General features: G+C 75.2%; 17 protein-coding genes. 11 read left to right on the forward strand and 6 right to left on the reverse strand.

From position 1 onward, the window contains the following. Positions 1-89 precede the first annotated feature (89 nt). Both J5O08_RS04620 and J5O08_RS04625 read left to right on the forward strand, forming a co-directional pair. Positions 90-602, forward strand: a complete 513-nt coding sequence (locus J5O08_RS04620) for a hypothetical protein (protein ID WP_218705683.1) — start codon at positions 90-92, stop codon at positions 600-602. Between the two features lie 58 nt (positions 603-660). Beyond that, entirely contained in the window at positions 661-987 is a 327-nt protein-coding gene (locus tag J5O08_RS04625; RefSeq protein ID WP_218705684.1) for a helix-turn-helix domain-containing protein, read from the forward strand. Between the two features lie 51 nt (positions 988-1038). On the opposite strand, the gene J5O08_RS04630 is transcribed toward J5O08_RS04625, so the two are convergent. Further along, entirely contained in the window at positions 1039-1425 is a 387-nt protein-coding gene (locus J5O08_RS04630; protein WP_218705685.1) for a hypothetical protein, read from the reverse strand. Between the two features lie 114 nt (positions 1426-1539). Further along, complete coding sequence (locus J5O08_RS04635) at positions 1540-1764, reverse strand: helix-turn-helix domain-containing protein (RefSeq protein ID WP_147795985.1); 225 nt, start codon at positions 1762-1764, stop codon at positions 1540-1542. A 141-nt stretch (positions 1765-1905) separates the two neighbouring features. Between J5O08_RS04635 and ligA the strand changes: the two genes are divergently transcribed. The 7 genes from ligA to J5O08_RS04670 all read left to right on the forward strand — a co-directional run bounded on the left by ligA (position 1906) and on the right by J5O08_RS04670 (position 10164). Then, positions 1906-4329 (forward strand): NAD-dependent DNA ligase LigA, encoded by a 2424-nt coding sequence (ligA, locus tag J5O08_RS04640; RefSeq protein ID WP_308281355.1) that lies wholly within the window; start codon positions 1906-1908, stop codon positions 4327-4329. Continuing rightward, positions 4326-5594 (forward strand): GNAT family N-acetyltransferase, encoded by a 1269-nt coding sequence (locus J5O08_RS21530; protein WP_218705686.1) that lies wholly within the window; start codon positions 4326-4328, stop codon positions 5592-5594. The genes ligA and J5O08_RS21530 overlap by 4 nt, the downstream gene beginning before the upstream one ends. A 92-nt stretch (positions 5595-5686) precedes the next feature. Continuing rightward, a complete protein-coding gene (locus tag J5O08_RS04650; RefSeq protein ID WP_218705687.1) occupies positions 5687-6100 on the forward strand; it encodes a pilus assembly protein CpaE in 414 nt (137 codons plus the stop codon). A gap of 36 nt (positions 6101-6136) precedes the next feature. Beyond that, positions 6137-6433 (forward strand): Asp-tRNA(Asn)/Glu-tRNA(Gln) amidotransferase subunit GatC, encoded by a 297-nt coding sequence (gene gatC, locus J5O08_RS04655; protein ID WP_147795987.1) that lies wholly within the window; start codon positions 6137-6139, stop codon positions 6431-6433. Position 6434: 1 nt separating this feature from the next. Continuing rightward, complete coding sequence (gene gatA / locus J5O08_RS04660) at positions 6435-7949, forward strand: Asp-tRNA(Asn)/Glu-tRNA(Gln) amidotransferase subunit GatA (protein WP_218705688.1); 1515 nt, start codon at positions 6435-6437, stop codon at positions 7947-7949. Further along, entirely contained in the window at positions 7946-9454 is a 1509-nt protein-coding gene (gene gatB, locus J5O08_RS04665; protein WP_218705689.1) for an Asp-tRNA(Asn)/Glu-tRNA(Gln) amidotransferase subunit GatB, read from the forward strand. Before gatA ends, gatB begins: the two co-directional genes overlap by 4 nt. A gap of 164 nt (positions 9455-9618) precedes the next feature. Next, the gene (locus J5O08_RS04670) at positions 9619-10164 is read left to right on the forward strand and encodes a GNAT family N-acetyltransferase (RefSeq protein WP_158374620.1); all 546 of its coding nucleotides are present in this window, start codon (positions 9619-9621) and stop codon (positions 10162-10164) included. 115 nt (positions 10165-10279) lie between these two features. Here the strand turns inward: J5O08_RS04670 and J5O08_RS04675 are convergent, their stop codons facing one another. The 4 genes from J5O08_RS04675 to J5O08_RS04690 form a co-directional block, all read right to left on the reverse strand. Continuing rightward, a complete protein-coding gene (locus tag J5O08_RS04675; protein WP_217613849.1) occupies positions 10280-10843 on the reverse strand; it encodes a DoxX family protein in 564 nt (187 codons plus the stop codon). Between the two features lie 318 nt (positions 10844-11161). Then, positions 11162-11728 (reverse strand): DoxX family protein, encoded by a 567-nt coding sequence (locus tag J5O08_RS04680; RefSeq protein WP_218705691.1) that lies wholly within the window; start codon positions 11726-11728, stop codon positions 11162-11164. A 276-nt stretch (positions 11729-12004) separates the two neighbouring features. Then, on the reverse strand, positions 12005-13366 hold the full coding sequence (locus J5O08_RS04685; protein ID WP_218705692.1) for a deoxyribodipyrimidine photo-lyase: 1362 nt from the start codon (positions 13364-13366) through the stop codon (positions 12005-12007). Positions 13367-13625: 259 nt separating this feature from the next. Next, positions 13626-14429 carry a MerR family transcriptional regulator gene (locus tag J5O08_RS04690; protein WP_218705693.1) on the reverse strand — a complete coding sequence of 268 codons (804 nt, stop codon included), beginning with the start codon at positions 14427-14429 and terminating at the stop codon, positions 13626-13628. 304 nt (positions 14430-14733) lie between these two features. Here J5O08_RS04690 and J5O08_RS04695 point away from each other — a divergent pair, with 304 nt between their 5' ends. Beyond that, positions 14734-15417 carry a VOC family protein gene (locus tag J5O08_RS04695; protein WP_218705694.1) on the forward strand — a complete coding sequence of 228 codons (684 nt, stop codon included), beginning with the start codon at positions 14734-14736 and terminating at the stop codon, positions 15415-15417. A gap of 166 nt (positions 15418-15583) precedes the next feature. Continuing rightward, positions 15584-17401: a dihydroxy-acid dehydratase gene (gene ilvD / locus J5O08_RS04700; protein ID WP_374225929.1), complete on the forward strand. Its 1818-nt coding sequence runs from the start codon at positions 15584-15586 to the stop codon at positions 17399-17401. The last annotated feature ends 2 nt before the right edge of the window (positions 17402-17403 follow it).

Consider the following 17403-nt stretch of genomic DNA (forward strand, 5'->3'; position numbering starts at 1 on the left):
GCGGGCGCGCGGGTCGACCCGGCGGCGGCGCGGGCGACGCTCGCGACCGTGGCGCGGGCGGCGGCGGTCGTGGCCGAGCGGGCGGAGTCGTGAGCGGGGGCGCGGGGCTGCCGGACGCGGGGCGCACGGGTGCGCCGGGTGCCGAGGGCGCGGGGCTGCCGGACGCGCGGCGCACGGGTGCGCCGGGTGCCGGGGGCGCGGATGCGCCGGTCCGGCGGCGGCCCTGGCTCTCGCGCCGGCACGCGGCGGTGCTCGCCGCCGGGGCGGGGCTCGCGGTGGTCGGGCTGGTGGTGCTGCTCGTCGTCTGGGTGGGGCTGGTGACGTCGACGCTGCGCACCGGGCTCGGCGAGGAGGACACCTGCGTCGCCGCCGCGACCGCGGGGGAGGACGGCGCGACGGTCTCCTCGTCGCTGCTGCCGCCCCGGGCGGTGTGCACGTGGACCGTCGACGGCCGCGCGACGGAGACCGTGCTGGCGGAGCGACCCGCGGCGCTCGCGGGCGCGGCGGTCGGGGCGGTCGGCGTCGGCGTGCTGCTCGTGGCGGGCGGCGCGGTGGCGGTGTGGCGGGCCCGGCGCCGCCCGGAGGTCGCGCCCGCGGGATGACCGCGGTGCTACTCATGAGGGTGTAGACCCCCGGCGAGCGCGTCGGGACGCTCGCGATGTGGACGGAGAGCTGCAGCGCACCGTGGGACGGAACATCCGGCGCATCCGCCTGGCGGGTGACCTGAGCCAGGAGGACCTGGCGGACCGGATCGGGCACCACCGCACGTACGTGGGGTCCGTGGAGCGGGGCGAGCGCGACCTTTCGCTGCGCTCGCTCGAGCGCCTGGCGACGAGCATGGGCGTCGACCCGGTCGCCCTGCTGGCGCCGATCGTCCCGCCCGCGCCGGGCGACCCCGTCGGGCCGGGCGACCCCGACGGGCCGGGCGGCCCCGACGGGCCGGGCGACCCCGACACGCCGGACCTCGACGGGCCCGCCCCCTCCTGAGCGCGCGACCGGGGCCCGCGCGGGGGTGCGGCTCGCCCCCGCGCGGACCGGTCAGGCGCGCGCCAGGTCCAGCACCCGGTCGAGCGCCGGCATCAGCCGGTGCCAGGACTCGGCGCTGAGCTCCAGGTGCTGCACCGCGCCGTCGCCCACGTACACCCAGGTGGTGCGGGCGCCGTCGCGGCGGTGCACGCAGACCGCGAGCTCGGCCGCCGCGGTGCGGTCCAGCGCGTCCGGGGTCCCCGGCGCGGCGCCCGGCTCGCGCTCCGCGAACGGCGACACCGGAGCGCCCGGCCCGCCGAGGAGCTGCCGGGAGGCCACGGACATCGAGCTGCTGACGTGCGCCCGGTCGCGCACGTCGTCGTCCTGCGCGTGCAGCACCACGCACCAGTCGGGGCAGGGCTCCACCTGCCAGGTCGGTCGGTCCTGCTCGGTGGTCACGGGTCCTCCTCGGTCGGCCTGCCGAGGGGCTCCTGCGCGGCCGCGCCCCTCGTCCCACCCACTCTGAGCACGACCACCGACACGGGAGCTCCGTCGTCCACAGGCCGCTCGGGCTCAGGCCTCGGGGGCGTCGCCGATCAGCTCGCGGACGGGCACGCCGAGGCGCTCCGCCAGCCGCTCGACGGAGCGCAGGGTGAGGTTGCGCTCCCCGCGCTCGACGCCGCCCAGGTACGTGCGGTGCATCTCCACGTCGCGCGCGAGCGCCTCCTGGCTGATCCCGCGCTCGATCCGGAGCCGGCGCACGCGCCGCCCCACCGTCACCTGCAGCTCACCGATCACGGTCCCACGGTCGGGGTCGTGCTACTTCTCTGTCTACAGACTGATGAGTAGCAGCCTAGCGGCGCCGGCCGCCCGGCGGGAACCCCCGCGCACCGCGCGCCCCGCAGGTGCCGTGTCGGGGGCGCGCGGCATGATGTCCGCGTGGACGCGACACGACCCGAGACGACGAACCCCGAGGACGCCGGCCTGGACGAGGCCGCCGCACGCCAGCGCTGGACCGAGCTGGCGGACCGCGTCCGGGAGCTCCAGTTCGCCTACTACGTGCGGGACGAGCCGGCCGCGAGCGACGCCGAGTACGACACGACGCTGCGCCGGCTGGAGGCGCTCGAGGACGCGTACCCGGAGTTCGGGCTGCGCACGCCCGAGTCGCCCACCCAGAACGTCGGCGGCACGTTCTCGACCGAGTTCCGCGCGGTCGACCACGTCGAGCGGATGCTGTCGCTGGACAACGCGTTCTCCGCCGAGGACGTGGCCGCCTGGGCCGAGCGGGTGCACCGCGACCTGGAGCTGCCGGCAGGTGCCGACGTCGGCTACCTGACCGAGCTCAAGATCGACGGCCTCGCGATCGCGCTGCTCTACGAGCGCACGGGCGACGGCCCGGCCCGGCTCGTCCGAGCGGCGACCCGCGGCGACGGGCGCACGGGCGAGGACGTGACGCTGAACGTCCGCACCATCGCGAGCATCCCGGACGTGCTCGCGGGGGACCCGGCGACCCACCCGGAGCAGATCGAGGTGCGCGGCGAGGTGTTCCTCCCGGTCGAGGCGTTCGAGCGGCTGAACGAGTCGCAGGTGGCGGCGGGCAAGGCCCCGTTCGCCAACCCGCGCAACGCCGCCGCCGGCTCGCTGCGCCAGAAGGACCCGCGCGTGACCGCGGGCCGGCCGCTCGGGATGTACGCGCACGGCATCGGGGCGCTGCGGTGGGGTCCGGGCGCGGTCGCGCTCGAGCGGCAGTCCCAGGTGTACGAGCTGCTGGCCGGCTGGGGCGTGCCGACGTCGCCGCACTACCGGGTCGTGCCCGCCCTCGCGGACGTCACCGCGCGGATCGAGGAGATCGGCGAGCACCGGCACTCCTACGAGCACGAGATCGACGGCGTGGTCATCAAGGTCGACGACCTGGCGCTGCAGCGCCGGCTCGGCGCCACCAGCCGCGCGCCCCGCTGGGCCATCGCGTACAAGTACCCGCCGGAGGAGGTGAACACCCGGCTGCTCGCGATCGAGGTGAACGTCGGCCGCACCGGCCGGGTCACCCCGTACGCGGTCATGGAGCCGGTCAAGGTCTCCGGGTCGACGGTGGCCATGGCGACGCTGCACAACAAGGACGTCGTCGCGCTCAAGGGCGTGCGTCCGGGCGACATGGTGGTGCTGCGCAAGGCCGGCGACGTGATCCCGGAGATCGTCGGGCCCGTCACCGCGCTGGCGGACGACGGCTACCCGCGCACCGACTGGACCATGCCCACCGAGTGCCCCGAGTGCGGGTCGACGCTGCGCCCGATGCGCGAGGGCGACGTCGACCTGCGCTGCCCGAACGCCCGCACCTGCCCGGCGCAGGTGCGCGGCCGCGTCGAGCACATCGGGTCCCGCGGGGCGCTCGACATCGAGGCGCTCGGCGAGGTCACGGCCGCCGCGCTGACCCAGCCGGAGATCCCCGAGGTCCCGCCGGTGGTCAACGAGGCCGACCTGTTCGAGCTCGTCGGCTGGCCCGCGGACGCCCCGGAGGAGGAGAAGGAGCGCGTGCGCGCGCGCAGCTTCGCCCGGCTGCAGCAGGTCCAGGTCGTCGTGCGGGACCCCGAGACGGGCGAGCCGCGCGTCGACGAGGACGGCACCGTGCGCCGCCGGACCCCGTTCCGGCGCCGCGTGACCCACAGCGTGAAGGCCCGGCGCGACGCGGAGGCCGCGGGGCAGCCGCTGCCCGAGTACGAGGACGTGCCGTCCGAGCAGGCCAAGAAGCTGCTCGACGAGCTCGACGCGGCCAAGACCAAGCCGTTCTGGCGCGTGCTGGTCGCGCTGAGCATCCGCAACGTCGGCCCCACCGCGGCGCGCGCGATCGCCCAGCGCTTCGGCTCGATGGACGCGCTGCGTGCGGCGCTCGCCGACGTCGAGGGGGCGCGGGCGACGCTGGCGGGGGTGGACGGCGTCGGCCCGACGATCGCCGACTCGGTGCTCGACTGGTTCGCCGAGGACTGGCACGCCGACATCGTCGACCGGTGGCGGGACGCCGGCGTGGTGATGGCCGACGAGGCCGACGAGTCCGCGCCCCGCACGCTCGAGGGCCTGACCGTCGTCGTGACGGGCAGCCTCGCGGGGTTCAGCCGGGACGGCGCCAAGGAGGCGGTGCTGTCGCGCGGCGGCAAGGCGTCCGGGTCGGTGTCCAAGAAGACCGACTACGTGGTCGTGGGGGAGAACGCCGGGTCGAAGGAGGCCAAGGCGATCGAGCTCGGGCTGCGGATCCTGGACGAGGACGGGTTCGTCGCGCTGCTGGCCGGCGGGCCGGCGGCGGTGGGGGACGGTCCGGGCGAGGACGAGGACCCTGCGGGCGAGGTCGCCGGCGACGCGGACGCCTCGTGACCGCCGCGGCCGCCGTGGTCGGCCCGGTGCGCATCCGGCTCGCCCGCCCCGAGGACCACGCCGCCGTCGGCGCCCTGACCGCGGAGGCCTACCGCGCCGACGGGCTGCTGGAGGTCGACGACGAGTACGAGATCGAGCTCCGCGACGCCGCGCGCCGCGCCCGCGAGGCCGTGCTCCTGGTCGCGACGGTGGCCGGTCGGGACGACGCGCCCGCCGAGGAGGTCGTCGGCACGCTCACGCTCGCGCCGTACGCGACCTCGTACGCCGAGATCGCCGAGCCCGGCGAGCTCGAGCTCCGGATGCTCGCCGTCGCCCCCGGCGCGCGCGGCCGCGGCGTCGCCGCCCGGCTGGTCACCGCCGCCCTGCGCGAGGCGGTCGCCCGGCGCGCCCGCGGCGTGGTGCTGTCGACGCTCGCCGAGATGGCGACCGCCCGCCGGCTGTACGACCGGCTGGGGTTCGCCGCCGCGCCCGACCGCGACTGGGGCCACGAGGGCGTGCACCTCCAGGCCCTCACCTGGGCCCCGCCCGTCGCGCCGGGCGTGCTGGTCGAGGCCGCGACCTGGGTCCCCGTCGCGACGCGGGACGTCGACGGCTGGCGGCTCGGGCTGTCGGGCGGGTTCACCCGCCGGGCCAACAGCGCGCTGCCGCTCGGCACGCCGGAGGACCTGGCGGCGACGCTCGGCCGGGTCGAGGCCGTCTACGCCGCGGCCGGGCAGCCGTCGGTGGTGCGCGTCTGCTCGGGCGCCCCCGACGGCCTCGCCGCCGCCCTGGCCGCGCGCGGGTACGCCGAGCGCGCGGCCACCGACGTGCTGGTCCGCGACCTCGCCGCGCTGCCGCCCGAGCGCGCCGCGGTCCCGCCGGACGTCCGCGTGGCCGTCGCCGACGAGCCCGACGACGCCTGGCTGGCCGGCTGGCTCGGCGTGAAGGCGGCGGGCGGGGCGGTCGACCCCGCGACCGCCCGCGCCGTCGTCTCCGGCTCCCCGGCGCTCTACCTGACGGCGACCGGCGCGGACGGGGCGACCCTGGCCGTGCTCCGCGCCGCGCTCGCCGACGGCTGGACCGGGCTGTCCTGCCTGATGGTCGAGCCGACCGCGCGCCGCCGGGGCCTCGGCCGGCTGCTCACCCGCGCCGGGCTGCGCGCGGCCGCCGACCGCGGCGCGCGGCGGGCGTTCCTCCAGGTCGAGGTCGGCAACCCCGGCGCCGCGGACCTGTACGCGGGGGAGGGCTTCCGGCCGGCGGAGCGGTACGCGTACTGGGAGCGCTGACGGCGCCGGCCGTGCCCGGTCCCGGGCCGCGCGGCTCACCCGCCGCGGGGCCCCGCCGAGCGCGCCGTGACGCGCCGGACGATACTGGCGCGATGATCGCCATCGAGCGCGCGGAGCTCCTGCAGGCCGCGGGCCTGCGTTGGACGCCGACGTCCGGGGACCGGTTCGTGCTGCGCCAGCCGGCGCTGGCCGGCGAGGTCTTCACCATCAGCGAGATGACCATCGAGCCGCACGTGTACCCGAGCGGCACGGTGCTCGGCTTCAACGGCACCACCGAGTGGGCGCTCGACTCCGTGACCCAGGACGACGCCGTGTGGCTGCCGCGCGAGGACCAGCTGCGCGAGCTGCTCGGCGGCACGTTCCGGAGCCTGGCGCGGGCGCTCGACGGCTCGTACCTCGTGGTCGTCGAGCTGCCGGGCCAGCCGGAGCGGTCGTTCGCCGCCGAGGAGGCCGAGGACGCGTACGCGGACGCGGTGCTGGCGCTGGTTTCGGCGGCGCGCGTCTGACCCGGCCGGGACCGGGTCGCGACTAGACTCGCGACCATGTCCTCCCTCTCTCGTGACGAGGTCGCGCGCGTCGCGGGCCTGGCGCGGATCGACCTGACCCCCGAGGAGCTCGACCGCCTCGCGGGCGAGCTCGACGTGATCGTCGAGTCGGTCGCCCGGGTCAGCGAGGTCGCCACGCCCGACGTGCCGGCCACCAGCCACCCGCTGCCGATGACCAACGTGTTCCGCCCGGACGTGCCCGAGCAGCCGCTGACGCAGGAGCAGGCGCTGTCCGGCGCCCCCGCGTCCGAGGACGGCAAGTTCCTCGTCCCGCAGATCCTCGGGGAGGAGTGAGATGACCGACCTGACCCGTCTCTCGGCCGCGGAGCTGGCCGACAAGCTGGCCGCGCGCGAGGTGACCAGCGTCGAGGTGACGCAGGCCCACCTGGACCGCATCGCCGCCGTCGAGCCCGCCGTGCACGCGTACCTGCACGTCTCCGCCACCGAGGCGCTTGCCACGGCCGCCGATGTCGACGCGCGCCGCGCCGCGGGCGAGGAGCTGCACCCGCTCGCCGGCGTGCCGATCGCCGTCAAGGACGTCGTCGTCACGCAGGGCCTGCCGACCACGGCCGGCTCGAAGATCCTCGAGGGCTGGGTGCCGCCGTACGACGCGACCCTGGTCGAGCGGATCAAGGCAGCGGGCCTGCCGATCCTCGGCAAGACCAACATGGACGAGTTCGCCATGGGGTCGTCGACCGAGCACTCGGCGTACGGCAACACGCACAACCCGTGGGACCTGGACCGGATCCCCGGCGGCTCCGGCGGCGGCTCGGCCGCGGCGGTCGCGGCCTACGAGGCCCCGCTGGCCATCGGCACCGACACCGGCGGCTCGATCCGCCAGCCGGGCGCCGTCACCGGCACCGTCGGCGTCAAGCCGACGTACGGCTCAGTGTCCCGCTACGGGCTCATCGCGCTCGCCTCGTCGCTCGACCAGGCCGGCCCCGTCACGCGCACCGTGCTCGACTCGGCGCTGCTGCACGAGCTCATCGGCGGGCACGACCCGCGCGACTCGACGTCCATCCCGGAGCCGCTGCCCGGCCTGGTCGCCGCGGCCCGGCAGGGCGCGTCCGGCGACCTCACCGGCGTGCGCGTCGGCGTGGTCCGCGAGCTGCAGGGCGAGGGCTACCAGCCCGGTGTGCTCGCGCGGTTCGAGGAGTCGCTGGAGCTGCTCCGCGGCGCGGGCGCCGAGATCGTCGAGGTCTCCTGCCCGCACTTCGAGTACGCGCTCGGCGCGTACTACCTGATCCTGCCGTCCGAGGCGTCGAGCAACCTGGCCAAGTTCGACGGCATGCGGTTCGGCCTCCGGGTCGAGCCGTCCGAGGGCCCCGTGACCGCCGAGCGCGTGATGTCCGCGACCCGCGGCGCCGGCTTCGGCGACGAGGTCAAGCGCCGGATCATCCTCGGCACCTACGCCCTGTCGGCGGGCTACTACGACGCCTACTACGGCTCGGCGCAGAAGGTCCGCACGCTCATCCAGCGCGACTTCGCCGCCGCGTTCGAGCAGGCGGACGTGCTGGTCTCCCCGACGGCGCCGACCACGGCGTTCAAGCTCGGCGAGAAGCTGGACGACCCGCTGGCGATGTACCTCAACGACGTCGCCACCATCCCGGCGAACCTCGCCGGCGTGCCCGGCATGTCGCTGCCGAACGGCCTGTCGGACGACGGCCTGCCCGTCGGCTTCCAGGTGCTGGCCCCGGCGAAGGCCGACGACCGGCTGTACCGCGTGGGCGCCGCGCTCGAGGCGCTGCTGGAGAAGAACTGGGGCGGCCCGCTGCTGGCCAAGGCTCCCGAGCTGGAGGTGGGCGAGTGAGCACCCAGACCGTCGACCTGGTCGACTACGACGAGGCCGTGGCCCGGTTCGACCCGGTGATCGGCATCGAGGTGCACGTCGAGCTCGGCACCGCGACCAAGATGTTCGACGGCGCCCCGCAGACGTTCGGCGCCGAGCCGAACACCGCGGTCACGCCGGTGTCGCTGGGCCTGCCCGGCGCGCTGCCCGCCGTCAACGGCACCGCGGTGGAGTACGCCATCCGGATCGGCCTCGCGCTGAACTGCGAGATCGCGGAGACCTGCCGGTTCGCCCGGAAGAACTACTTCTACCCGGACGTGCCGAAGAACTTCCAGACCTCGCAGTACGACGAGCCGATCGCCCACGACGGGTACCTGGACGTCGAGCTCGAGGACGGCACCGTGTTCCGCGTCGAGATCGAGCGCGCGCACATGGAGGAGGACGCCGGCAAGAACACCCACGTCGGCGGCTCCACCGGCCGCATCCAGGGCGCGGAGTACTCGCTGGTCGACTACAACCGTGCCGGCATCCCGCTGGTCGAGATCGTCACGAAGCCGATCACCGGCGCCGGCGAGCGGGCCCCCGAGGTCGCACGGGCGTACGTGCAGACGCTGCGCGACATCTTCCGGGCGCTCGGCGTGTCCGAGGCGCGGATGGAGCGCGGCAACGTCCGCGCCGACGTCAACGTCTCGCTGCGCCCGACGCCGACCGCGCCGCTGGGCACCCGCACCGAGACCAAGAACGTGAACTCGTTCCGCTCGGTCGAGCGCTCCGTCCGGTACGAGATCAGCCGCCAGGCCGCGATCCTCGACGCGCAGGGCTCGGTCACGCAGGAGACCCGGCACTGGCACGAGGACACCGGCATCACCACGGCCGGCCGCGTGAAGTCGGACGCCGAGGACTACCGGTACTTCCCGGAGCCCGACCTGGTGCCCGTCGCCCCGTCGCGGGAGTGGGTCGAGGAGATCCGCGCCGCGCTGCCCGAGCTGCCCGCCGCCCGCCGGCGCCGGCTGCAGGGGGAGTGGGGCTACGCCGACGCCGAGATGCGCGACGTGGTCAACGCGGGTGCCGTCGAGCTGATCGAGGCGACCGTGGCCGCGGGCGCGAGCCCGGCCGCCGCGCGCAAGTGGTGGATGGGCGAGCTCGCCCGCACCGCCAAGACGCAGGAGGTCGAGCTCGCCGAGCTGCCGATCACCCCGACGCAGATCGGCCAGCTGCAGCAGCTCGTCGACGCGGGGCGGATCAACGACAAGCTGGCGCGGCAGGTCCTCGAGGGCGTGCTGGCAGGCGAGGGCGACCCGGAGGCGGTCGTCGTCGCGCGCGGGCTGGAGGTCGTCTCGGACGACGGCCCCCTGCTCGAGGCGATCGACGCGGCCCTGTCTGCGCAGCCGGACATCGCGGAGAAGATCCGCGGCGGCAACCTCGGCCCGGTCGGCGCGATCATCGGCTCGGTCATGAAGGCGACCCGCGGCCAGGCGGACGCCGGCCGCGTGCGCGAGCTGGTCCTGGAGCGCGTCCAGGCCTGAGCAGCACGACGGCGGCGCGGCACCCGGCGGGACCGGGGCCGCGCCGCCGTCGCGTGCGGGGCCGGCACGCGCTCCGGCGCCCGCTCCGGAACGCGCCCGACCGCGCGGCGAAACACGACGGTCACCCGTAGTGCCTAGGCTCGGGTCGACGAGGAGGCAGCCCCATGGAGAAGCCCACGCTCGAGGGCGAGATGATCCACCTGCGCCCCATCCGCGCCGACGACGCGCCGGCGATGTGGGACATGGTCAACGACCCCGAGGGGATGCGGACCACCGGCACCACGACGGTGTTCACCCGCGCCCAGATCGACGCGTGGTGCGCGACGGTCTCCGGCCTGGACGGGCGGATCGACCTGGCCATCACCGCGAACGGGTCCGACGAGTACCTCGGCGAGATCGTGCTGAACGACATCGACGAGGTCGTCGGCTCGGCGAACATGCGCCTGGTCATGCGGCCGGCCTACCGCGGTCGCGGCTACGGCACCGAGGCGATCGAGCTGGTGCTGGGCCTGGCGTTCGACGGGATCGGCCTGCACCGGGTCGGGCTGGACGTGCTGAGCATCAACGCCCGCGCGCGGTCGCTCTACGAGAACATCGGCTTCCGGGTCGAGGGGCGCCGCCGGGACGCGTACCGGGACGGCGACGGCTGGTGCGACGGCATCGACATGGGGATGCTCGAGGACGAGTACCGGGCGCTGCGCGCGGCCTGACCGACGTCGTCCGCGCCGCCCGCGCACACGCCACGAGGCGCCGGTCCCCGGGAGGGTGGGGACCGGCGCCTCGCGCCTGCGGTGAGCGGCCGGGCCGCTCAGGGGTGCTGGTCGATCAGATGAGCCAGCGGTTCTTCTGCACGATCGGCAGGCTCTTCCACCAGCGGCCGAGGCCCCAGGTGTCGCCACCGGCGGTGAGGGCCACGAGGACCAGCACCAGCGCGTAGATGATGTGGTAGTCCATGACCGGGTTGGTCGAGCCCGAGATGAGCGGCCACTCGGCGAGCCACATCATCGCCATGATCAGCGAGCCGGCGCCGGCCGCGACCCGGGTGCCGATGCCGAGCATGACCGCCAGGCCGACACCCAGCATGCCGAGCATGAACAGGACGTCCGAGACCGGGCTGGCGATGCCGTTGAAGAAGCCGGTCAGCGGGCCCTGGGCCGCGAACTGCAGGAAGCCCTGGCTCGGCGCGCCGCCGTTGATCCAGGCCGCGTCCGAGGCCGTCGAGTAGCCGAACCCGAACGTCTTGTCGAGGAACGCCCAGAGGAAGATGAACCCCGTCGACAGGCGGAGAGCGGCGAGCACGCGGCGGGCGGCCACCGAGGTGACGACGTCCTCCTGGGTCCGCGAGGTCGCGGGGGCCGCCTCGGTGCGGGGGGTGGTGATCGTGGTCATGATCCGTGCCTTCGTTGTTGTGGGTTCACCTTGTGATGACTTTCCCAATGTCCTCCCGTCGGAGGCCCTGCACCCCGGACGGAAGTCCCAAACTCCCTGCGTGCGGCTGCTGGAAAGCGCTCCGCGTCACCCGGATGCCGGTCACCCGGGACCTCGGTCCTGGGGCGAGAAGGGCGTGATCCGGGACCTCGGTCCCAGCCCGGGACCCCGGAGGCGCGGGGTGCTCCCGCGCGCGACGAGGCGCCCGCCCCGGGGGTCGGGACGGGCGCCTCGTCGTGCTGCCGGCCGCGGCGGTCTCCGTCCGCCGCGGCCGCGTCCTCAGCGCAGCCAGCGCTGCGACCGCACCACCGGCAGCTCGCGCCACATGCGGCCGAGCCCCCAGGTGTCGCCGGCCAGGCAGGCCGCGCAGGCGATCAGGGCCAGGGCGTAGATGATGTGGTAGTCCACCAGCGGGTTCGTCGACCCGGCGGTGAGCGGCCACTCCGCGGCCCACATCAGGACCATGATGAGCGAGCCCGCCCAGGCGGAGACCCGCAGGCCGATGCCGAGCATGACCGCGAGGCCGACGCCGAGCATGCCGAGCATGAACAGCACGTCGGTGGCGGGGCTGGCGATCGACTGGAACAGGTCCTTGAACGGGCCGACCACGGCCTCGCTGTTGAGGAAGCCCTGGCTCGGCGTGCCGCCGTTGATCCAGGCGCGCTCGGATGGGGTCGAGTAGCCGAGGCCGAACGTCTTGTCGACGAAGGCCCACAAGAAGATGAACCCGGTGGCGAGCCGGGTCGCGGCGAGCGCGCGGCGCGCGTTCAGGGAGGTGACGACGTCCTCCTGAGCCGGCAGCGGGGCCGGTGCGGTGGACGAGCGCGAGACGGTGGGTGCGGACATGGCGGCTGCCTCCGGTCGGGATCACGGCTTTGTGACGACGCGCCCAATGTCCCGCTATGTCCCGTTGGGCGGAGGGGTCGAAGGTCCCGACTTCCCCGACTCCGTGTCCGCCCGGGCCCCGGAGGCCCGCGCCTCGGGACTTCGGTCCCGGGCCGACACCGGCCGGTGCCGAGATCGGTGGTTCGGGCCGAGATCGGTGGTTGCAAGCACCGATCTCGCGCGGAAGCACCGACTTCGCGCGGGAGCGCCGATCTGGGAGCGCTGGGCCGGTCGGCGTCAGCGCATGGACTGGTACGCGCCCAGCGAGACTGCGCGCTCCTGGGCGTGGTCGACGATGCGCTCGGGGTACTCCGGCGCGGCGGAGCGCGGCAGCTTCCACGGCTCGTGCACCGCCTTGCCGGGGATGTCGCGCAGCTCGGGCACCCAGCGCCGGACGTAGTGCCCGTGCGGGTCGAACTTCACGCCCTGGGTCACCGGGTTGAACACCCGGAAGTACGGCGCCGCGTCCCGGCCCGTGCCGGCGACCCACTGCCAGTTCATCTGGTTCTGCGGGATGTCGCCGTCCACCAGCCACGCCATGAAGTGGTCCGCGCCGCGCTGCCAGCGCACGTGCAGGTCCTTGACCAGGAACGAGGCCACGGCCATCCGCACCCGGTTGTGCATCCAGCCCTCGCCGCGCAGCTGCCGCATCCCGGCGTCGACGAGCGGGTAGCCGGTGCGGCCCTTGGCCCAGGCGGCGAGGGCGTCCGCCTCCGCGCGGCCGTCCACCCAGGCGTTCTCCGGGATGACGGGCGTCAGCGACTCGTGCGCGGCGCGGGGGTTGTGGAACAGCACGTCGGCGTGGAAGTCGCGCCACGCGATCTGGCCGCGGAACGTGTCGGCGCCCTCGCCGCGGCGGTGCGCGAGGTCCGCGAGGATCGTGCGGGGGTGGATCTCGCCCCACTTGAGCGGGACGGACAGGCGCGAGGTGCTGTCGAGGTCGGGTCGGTCGCGCTCCGCCTTGTAGTGCGACAGCGGACCGTCGAGCATCTCCGCCCACCGCGCGAGCGCCGCCGCCTCGCCGGCCCCCGGCAGTGCGAGGCCGTCGGGCACCGGGGCGTCCGGCACCGCGTCGGACCGGCCGCCGTCCAGGAACGTCACCGCGCGGGCCGTCGCGGCCGCGTCGGGCGCGGGGGAGTGCCAGCCGTGCTCGGCCCAGGCGCGGCGGAACGGGGTGAACACCTTGTAGGGCGTGCCGGAGCCGTTGCGGACCCGACCCGGCGTCACCGCGTACGGCGACCCGGTCCGGACCAGCGCACGGCCGTCCTCCTCGAGCGTCCACTCCACGTGGTCGTCCCGGCGCCGGCCGAACGGCTCGGTCGACGCGGCGACGTGCACGGCCTCGGCGCCGACCTCGCGGGCCACCGCCGGCACCACCTCGCGCGGGTCGCCGAGCCGGACCAGGAGCCGGCCCCCGGTCTGCTCGTCGAGCGCCGCGAGGCTCCGGGCCAGGTACGCCCGGCGGGGCGCGCCCGACGACGCCCACAGGCGCGGGTCGAGCACGTACAGCGCGAGCACATCGCCCTGCGCGGCCGCCGCGTGCAGCGCGGGGTTGTCGCCGAGCCGCAGGTCGCGGCGGAACCAGTGGAGGGCGGTCACCCGGCGACGGTAGCCAGCGGCGTCGGCGGTCGCGACCCGGACCTGCGTCGAGGCACCACCGGCCCGGGCGATGAGCCGATGGTGCCTCGACTGGGGGTACCTGCTGACGGGTCGTCGTCATCAGGTGACCGGAGCGGACCGCGGGCGGGAAGCCCGGTGATCGCCCCGGGGGAGAGACGACCGGTGGTCCGTGCGCACCAGCCTGCCCCCGCGGCCCGGCCCGCGAATGGGCCGTTGGTCCCGACCTTCGCGATCCCGGTCAGCCGCCCGCGACCGCGTCGGCGTGCGCGTCGACGGCGTCCCGCAGGTAGACCGCGAGCCCGGGCGCGACCGCGTCGTACGTGGCCGCGAACCGCGGGTCGTCGACGTACATCGCCGCCAGGTTCCGGTACGCCTCGGCGTCCGGGGTCCAGAACAGCGCCACCCAGGCGTGGTGCCGGGCGACCAGGTCGCGGACGGCCGGGTCGGCGACCGGGGTGCCGGCCGCCAGCAGCGCGGCCAGCCCCGTGCTCACGGCCTCGCCCTCGCGGCGGTGCGCCTCGCGCTCGTCCACGGACAGGTCCTCCCACGCGCGGGTGCTGCGGTCCACGGCCGCGTCGCCCCAGCGCTCGCGCGCCTCGGCCTCGTACCGGCGGTGGTCGAAGCCCTCGTACATCTCCTCGGCGGGCATGTCGGTGCCCCCTTCCAGGGACTCGATGGTGGCGGCGACGGTGCGGGCGAGCCGGTCGAGCCGGTCCCGCTCGGCGAGCAGCGCGGCGTGGTGCTCGCGCAGCCGGTCGGCCTGGACGCGCGCCGGGTCCGCGCCCCGGGCACCCCCGCCGGGCGCGGCCGCGTCGAGGATGTCCCCGATCACCGCCAGCCCGACGCCGAGCTCCCGGAGCACGAGCACCTGCTGCAGCCGCAGCAGCTCCGCGCGCCCGTACTCCCGCTGCCCGCCCGGCGCGGTGCCGGCCGGGCGCAGCAGCCCGATCGCGTCGTAGTGCCGCAGCGTCCGGGACGTCACCCCGGACAGCCGGACCACCTCGGCGGTGGTCCACCGCTCCGTGCCCGTCGTGCCGGTCATCCCGTCCGCCCGTCCTGTCGCCGACGGCGGTCGTTCCGCCGTCGCTGCTCGACGGTAGGCGTTGACGCAGCGTCAACCGCAAGCCCTCTCGCCCGCGCCCGCCGACCCGGGCCGCACGACCCGCCCGACCCGCCCTCTCTCGCCGAGATAGGACCGTCCCGCCGAGATAGGACGCGGCAGGGCCCTATCTCGGCGCGGAGGTCCTATCTCGGCGACCGAGGTCGGCGATCAGGGGCGGCGGGCGAGGGCGGCGGGCGGCCGGGGTGGGGTGGGGCGTGTCGGTGGGGCGTGGGAGGGTCGGGGCATGGAGAACGCAGCGGAGCGTGTCATCGGGCCCGGCGCCGCCACCGAGCGGGTCGACGCCCGGCACTGGCGGGTGCTGCTGCTGTGGCTGCAGGCCGCCTTCCGGGTCCCCGACCTCGCGACCGGCGCGGCGCTCGTCGCCCGGGTGGCCGCCGCGGCCGAGCGGGTCGGCGCCGCCCCGGACGTGACGCTGCGGCCGGGCGTGGTCCAGGTGCGCACGACCACGTGGTCGGTGCACGGGCTCACCGAGGCGGACCTGGCGCTCGCGGACGCCGTCTCGGCGGCGGCGGACGAGCTCGGGGTCAGCGGCGACCCCGCCTCGCTCACCTCGCAGGAGATCGCGATCGACGCGCTCGACATCCCGCGCGTCGCCCCGTTCTGGCGCGCGGTGCTGGGGTACGAGCCGGAGCCCGGGACCGACCCGGACGACCCGGCGCTCGCCGACCCCGGCTCGCTCGGACCGGGCTACTGGTTCCAGCAGATGGACGCCCCGCGCCCGCAGCGCAACCGCATCCACGTCGACGTCACGGTGCCGCACGACCAGGCTGAGGCCCGGGTCGCGGCGGCGCTCGCGGCCGGCGGCACGCTGCTGTCCGACCGGCGCGCGCCCGCGTTCTGGGTGCTGGCCGACCCCGAGGGCAACGAGGCCTGCGTCTGCACCTGGCAGGCCCGCGGGAAGGGCTGAGGCGTCTCGCCCCTCGGTCGATCACAGGACGGACGCCCGACGCACCGTGACGTGCGCGGACGTACCGTGACGGCCACGCCGCCGCCGCGGTGGCGCCCTGCTCGTCCGAAGGAGCCCCAGCGTGAGTCGTCCTCTGCGCTCTCGTACCTCGACCCACGGCCGCAACATGGCCGGTGCCCGCGCCCTGTGGCGCGCCACCGGCATGGGCTCCGAGGACTTCGGCAAGCCGATCATCGCGATCGCGAACTCGTACACGCAGTTCGTCCCGGGCCACGTGCACCTCAAGGACATGGGCGACCTCGTCGCGTCGGCGATCCAGGAGGCCGGCGGCGTCGCCAAGGAGTTCAACACCATCGCGGTCGACGACGGCATCGCGATGGGCCACGCCGGCATGCTCTACTCGCTGCCCAGCCGCGACCTGATCGCCGACTCGGTCGAGTACATGGTCCAGGCGCACTGCGCCGACGCCCTGGTGTGCATCTCCAACTGCGACAAGATCACGCCCGGCATGCTCAACGCGGCGCTGCGCCTGAACATCCCGGTGATCTTCGTGTCGGGCGGTCCCATGGAGGCCGGCAAGGCCGTGATCGCCGACGGCGTCGCGAAGACGCACCTCAACCTGATCAACGCGATCAACTACTCGGCGGACGACAACGTCTCCGACCAGGCGCTGGCCACGGTCGAGGAGAACGCCTGCCCGACCTGCGGCTCCTGCTCCGGCATGTTCACCGCCAACTCGATGAACTGCCTCACCGAGGCGCTCGGCCTGTCGCTGCCGGGCAACGGCTCGACGCTGGCCACGCACGCCGCCCGCAAGGAGCTGTTCCTCGAGGCCGGCCGCACGATCGTCGACCTGGCCCGCCGGTACTACGACGACGAGGACGACACCGCGGCGCCCCGCGGCATCGCGACCCGCGCCGCGTTCGCGAACGCGATGGCCCTCGACGTCGCCATGGGCGGCTCGACCAACACGGTGCTGCACGTGCTGGCCGCCGCGCAGGAGGCCGAGGTCGACTTCACGCTCGAGGACATCGACGCGATCAGCCGCCGGGTGCCGTGCCTGGCCAAGGTCGCGCCGAACCACCCGGACTACCACATGGAGGACGTGCACCGGGCGGGCGGCATCCCCGCGCTGCTCGGCGAGCTCGACCGCGGTGGCCTGCTCGACCACGACGTGACCAGCGTGCACACCCCGACGCTGCGCGCGTGGCTGGACGACTGGGACGTGCGCGGCGGCAAGGCCACCGAGCGCGCCGTGGCCCTGTTCCACGCGGCCCCCGGCGGCGTCCGCACCACCCAGGCGTTCTCGACGTCGAACGTGTGGGAGTCCCTCGACACCGACGGCGCGGGCGGCTGCATCCGCGACGTCGCGCACGCCTACACCGTCGAGGGCGGGCTGGCGGTGCTCCGCGGCAACCTCGCCGAGGACGGCGCCATCATCAAGACCGCCGGCATCGACCCGGACGTCTTCCACTTCGTCGGGCGCGCGCTGGTGTGCGAGTCGCAGGACGAGGCGGTCGACAAGATCCTGCGCAAGGAGGTCGAGCCGGGCCACGTCGTCGTCGTGCGCTACGAGGGCCCGTCCGGCGGCCCCGGCATGCAGGAGATGCTCTACCCGACGTCGTTCATCAAGGGCCGGGGGCTCGGCAAGGTGTGCGCGCTCATCACCGACGGCCGTTTCTCCGGCGGGTCGAGCGGCATCTCGGTCGGCCACATCAGCCCCGAGGCGGCCGCGGGCGGCACGATCGGCCTGATCGAGGACGGCGACGAGATCGAGATCGACGTCGAGACCCGTCTGATCCGGGTGAACGTGCCGGACGAGGTCCTGGCGGACCGCCGGGCCAAGATGGAGGCGCGCGAGAACCCGTGGCAGCCGGTCGACCGCGACCGCTACGTGTCGCCGGCCCTCCAGGCGTACGCGGCGATGGCGACGTCCGCCGACCGCGGCGCGGTCCGCGACGTGAGCCGCCTCCGCCGCGGCTGACG

The organism is Cellulomonas sp. PS-H5 (genome assembly GCF_019265565.1).
Classification (GTDB): domain Bacteria; phylum Actinomycetota; class Actinomycetes; order Actinomycetales; family Cellulomonadaceae; genus Cellulomonas.

Excerpts from the sequence above, each read along its gene's own strand:
- gatC (WP_147795987.1), top strand. The coding sequence starts at position 6,137 with ATGTCCTCCCTCTCTCGTGACGAGGTCGCGCGCGTCGCGGGCCTGGCG.
- J5O08_RS04695 (WP_218705694.1), top strand. The coding sequence starts at position 14,734 with ATGGAGAACGCAGCGGAGCGTGTCATCGGGCCCGGCGCCGCCACCGAG.
- J5O08_RS04650 (WP_218705687.1), top strand. The coding sequence starts at position 5,687 with ATGATCGCCATCGAGCGCGCGGAGCTCCTGCAGGCCGCGGGCCTGCGT.
- J5O08_RS04690 (WP_218705693.1), bottom strand. The coding sequence starts at position 14,429 with ATGACCGGCACGACGGGCACGGAGCGGTGGACCACCGCCGAGGTGGTC.
- J5O08_RS04675 (WP_217613849.1), bottom strand. The coding sequence starts at position 10,843 with ATGACCACGATCACCACCCCCCGCACCGAGGCGGCCCCCGCGACCTCG.
- J5O08_RS04670 (WP_158374620.1), top strand. The coding sequence starts at position 9,619 with ATGGAGAAGCCCACGCTCGAGGGCGAGATGATCCACCTGCGCCCCATC.
- ilvD (WP_374225929.1), top strand. The coding sequence starts at position 15,584 with ATGGCCGGTGCCCGCGCCCTGTGGCGCGCCACCGGCATGGGCTCCGAG.
- gatA (WP_218705688.1), top strand. The coding sequence starts at position 6,435 with ATGACCGACCTGACCCGTCTCTCGGCCGCGGAGCTGGCCGACAAGCTG.
- J5O08_RS04680 (WP_218705691.1), bottom strand. The coding sequence starts at position 11,728 with ATGTCCGCACCCACCGTCTCGCGCTCGTCCACCGCACCGGCCCCGCTG.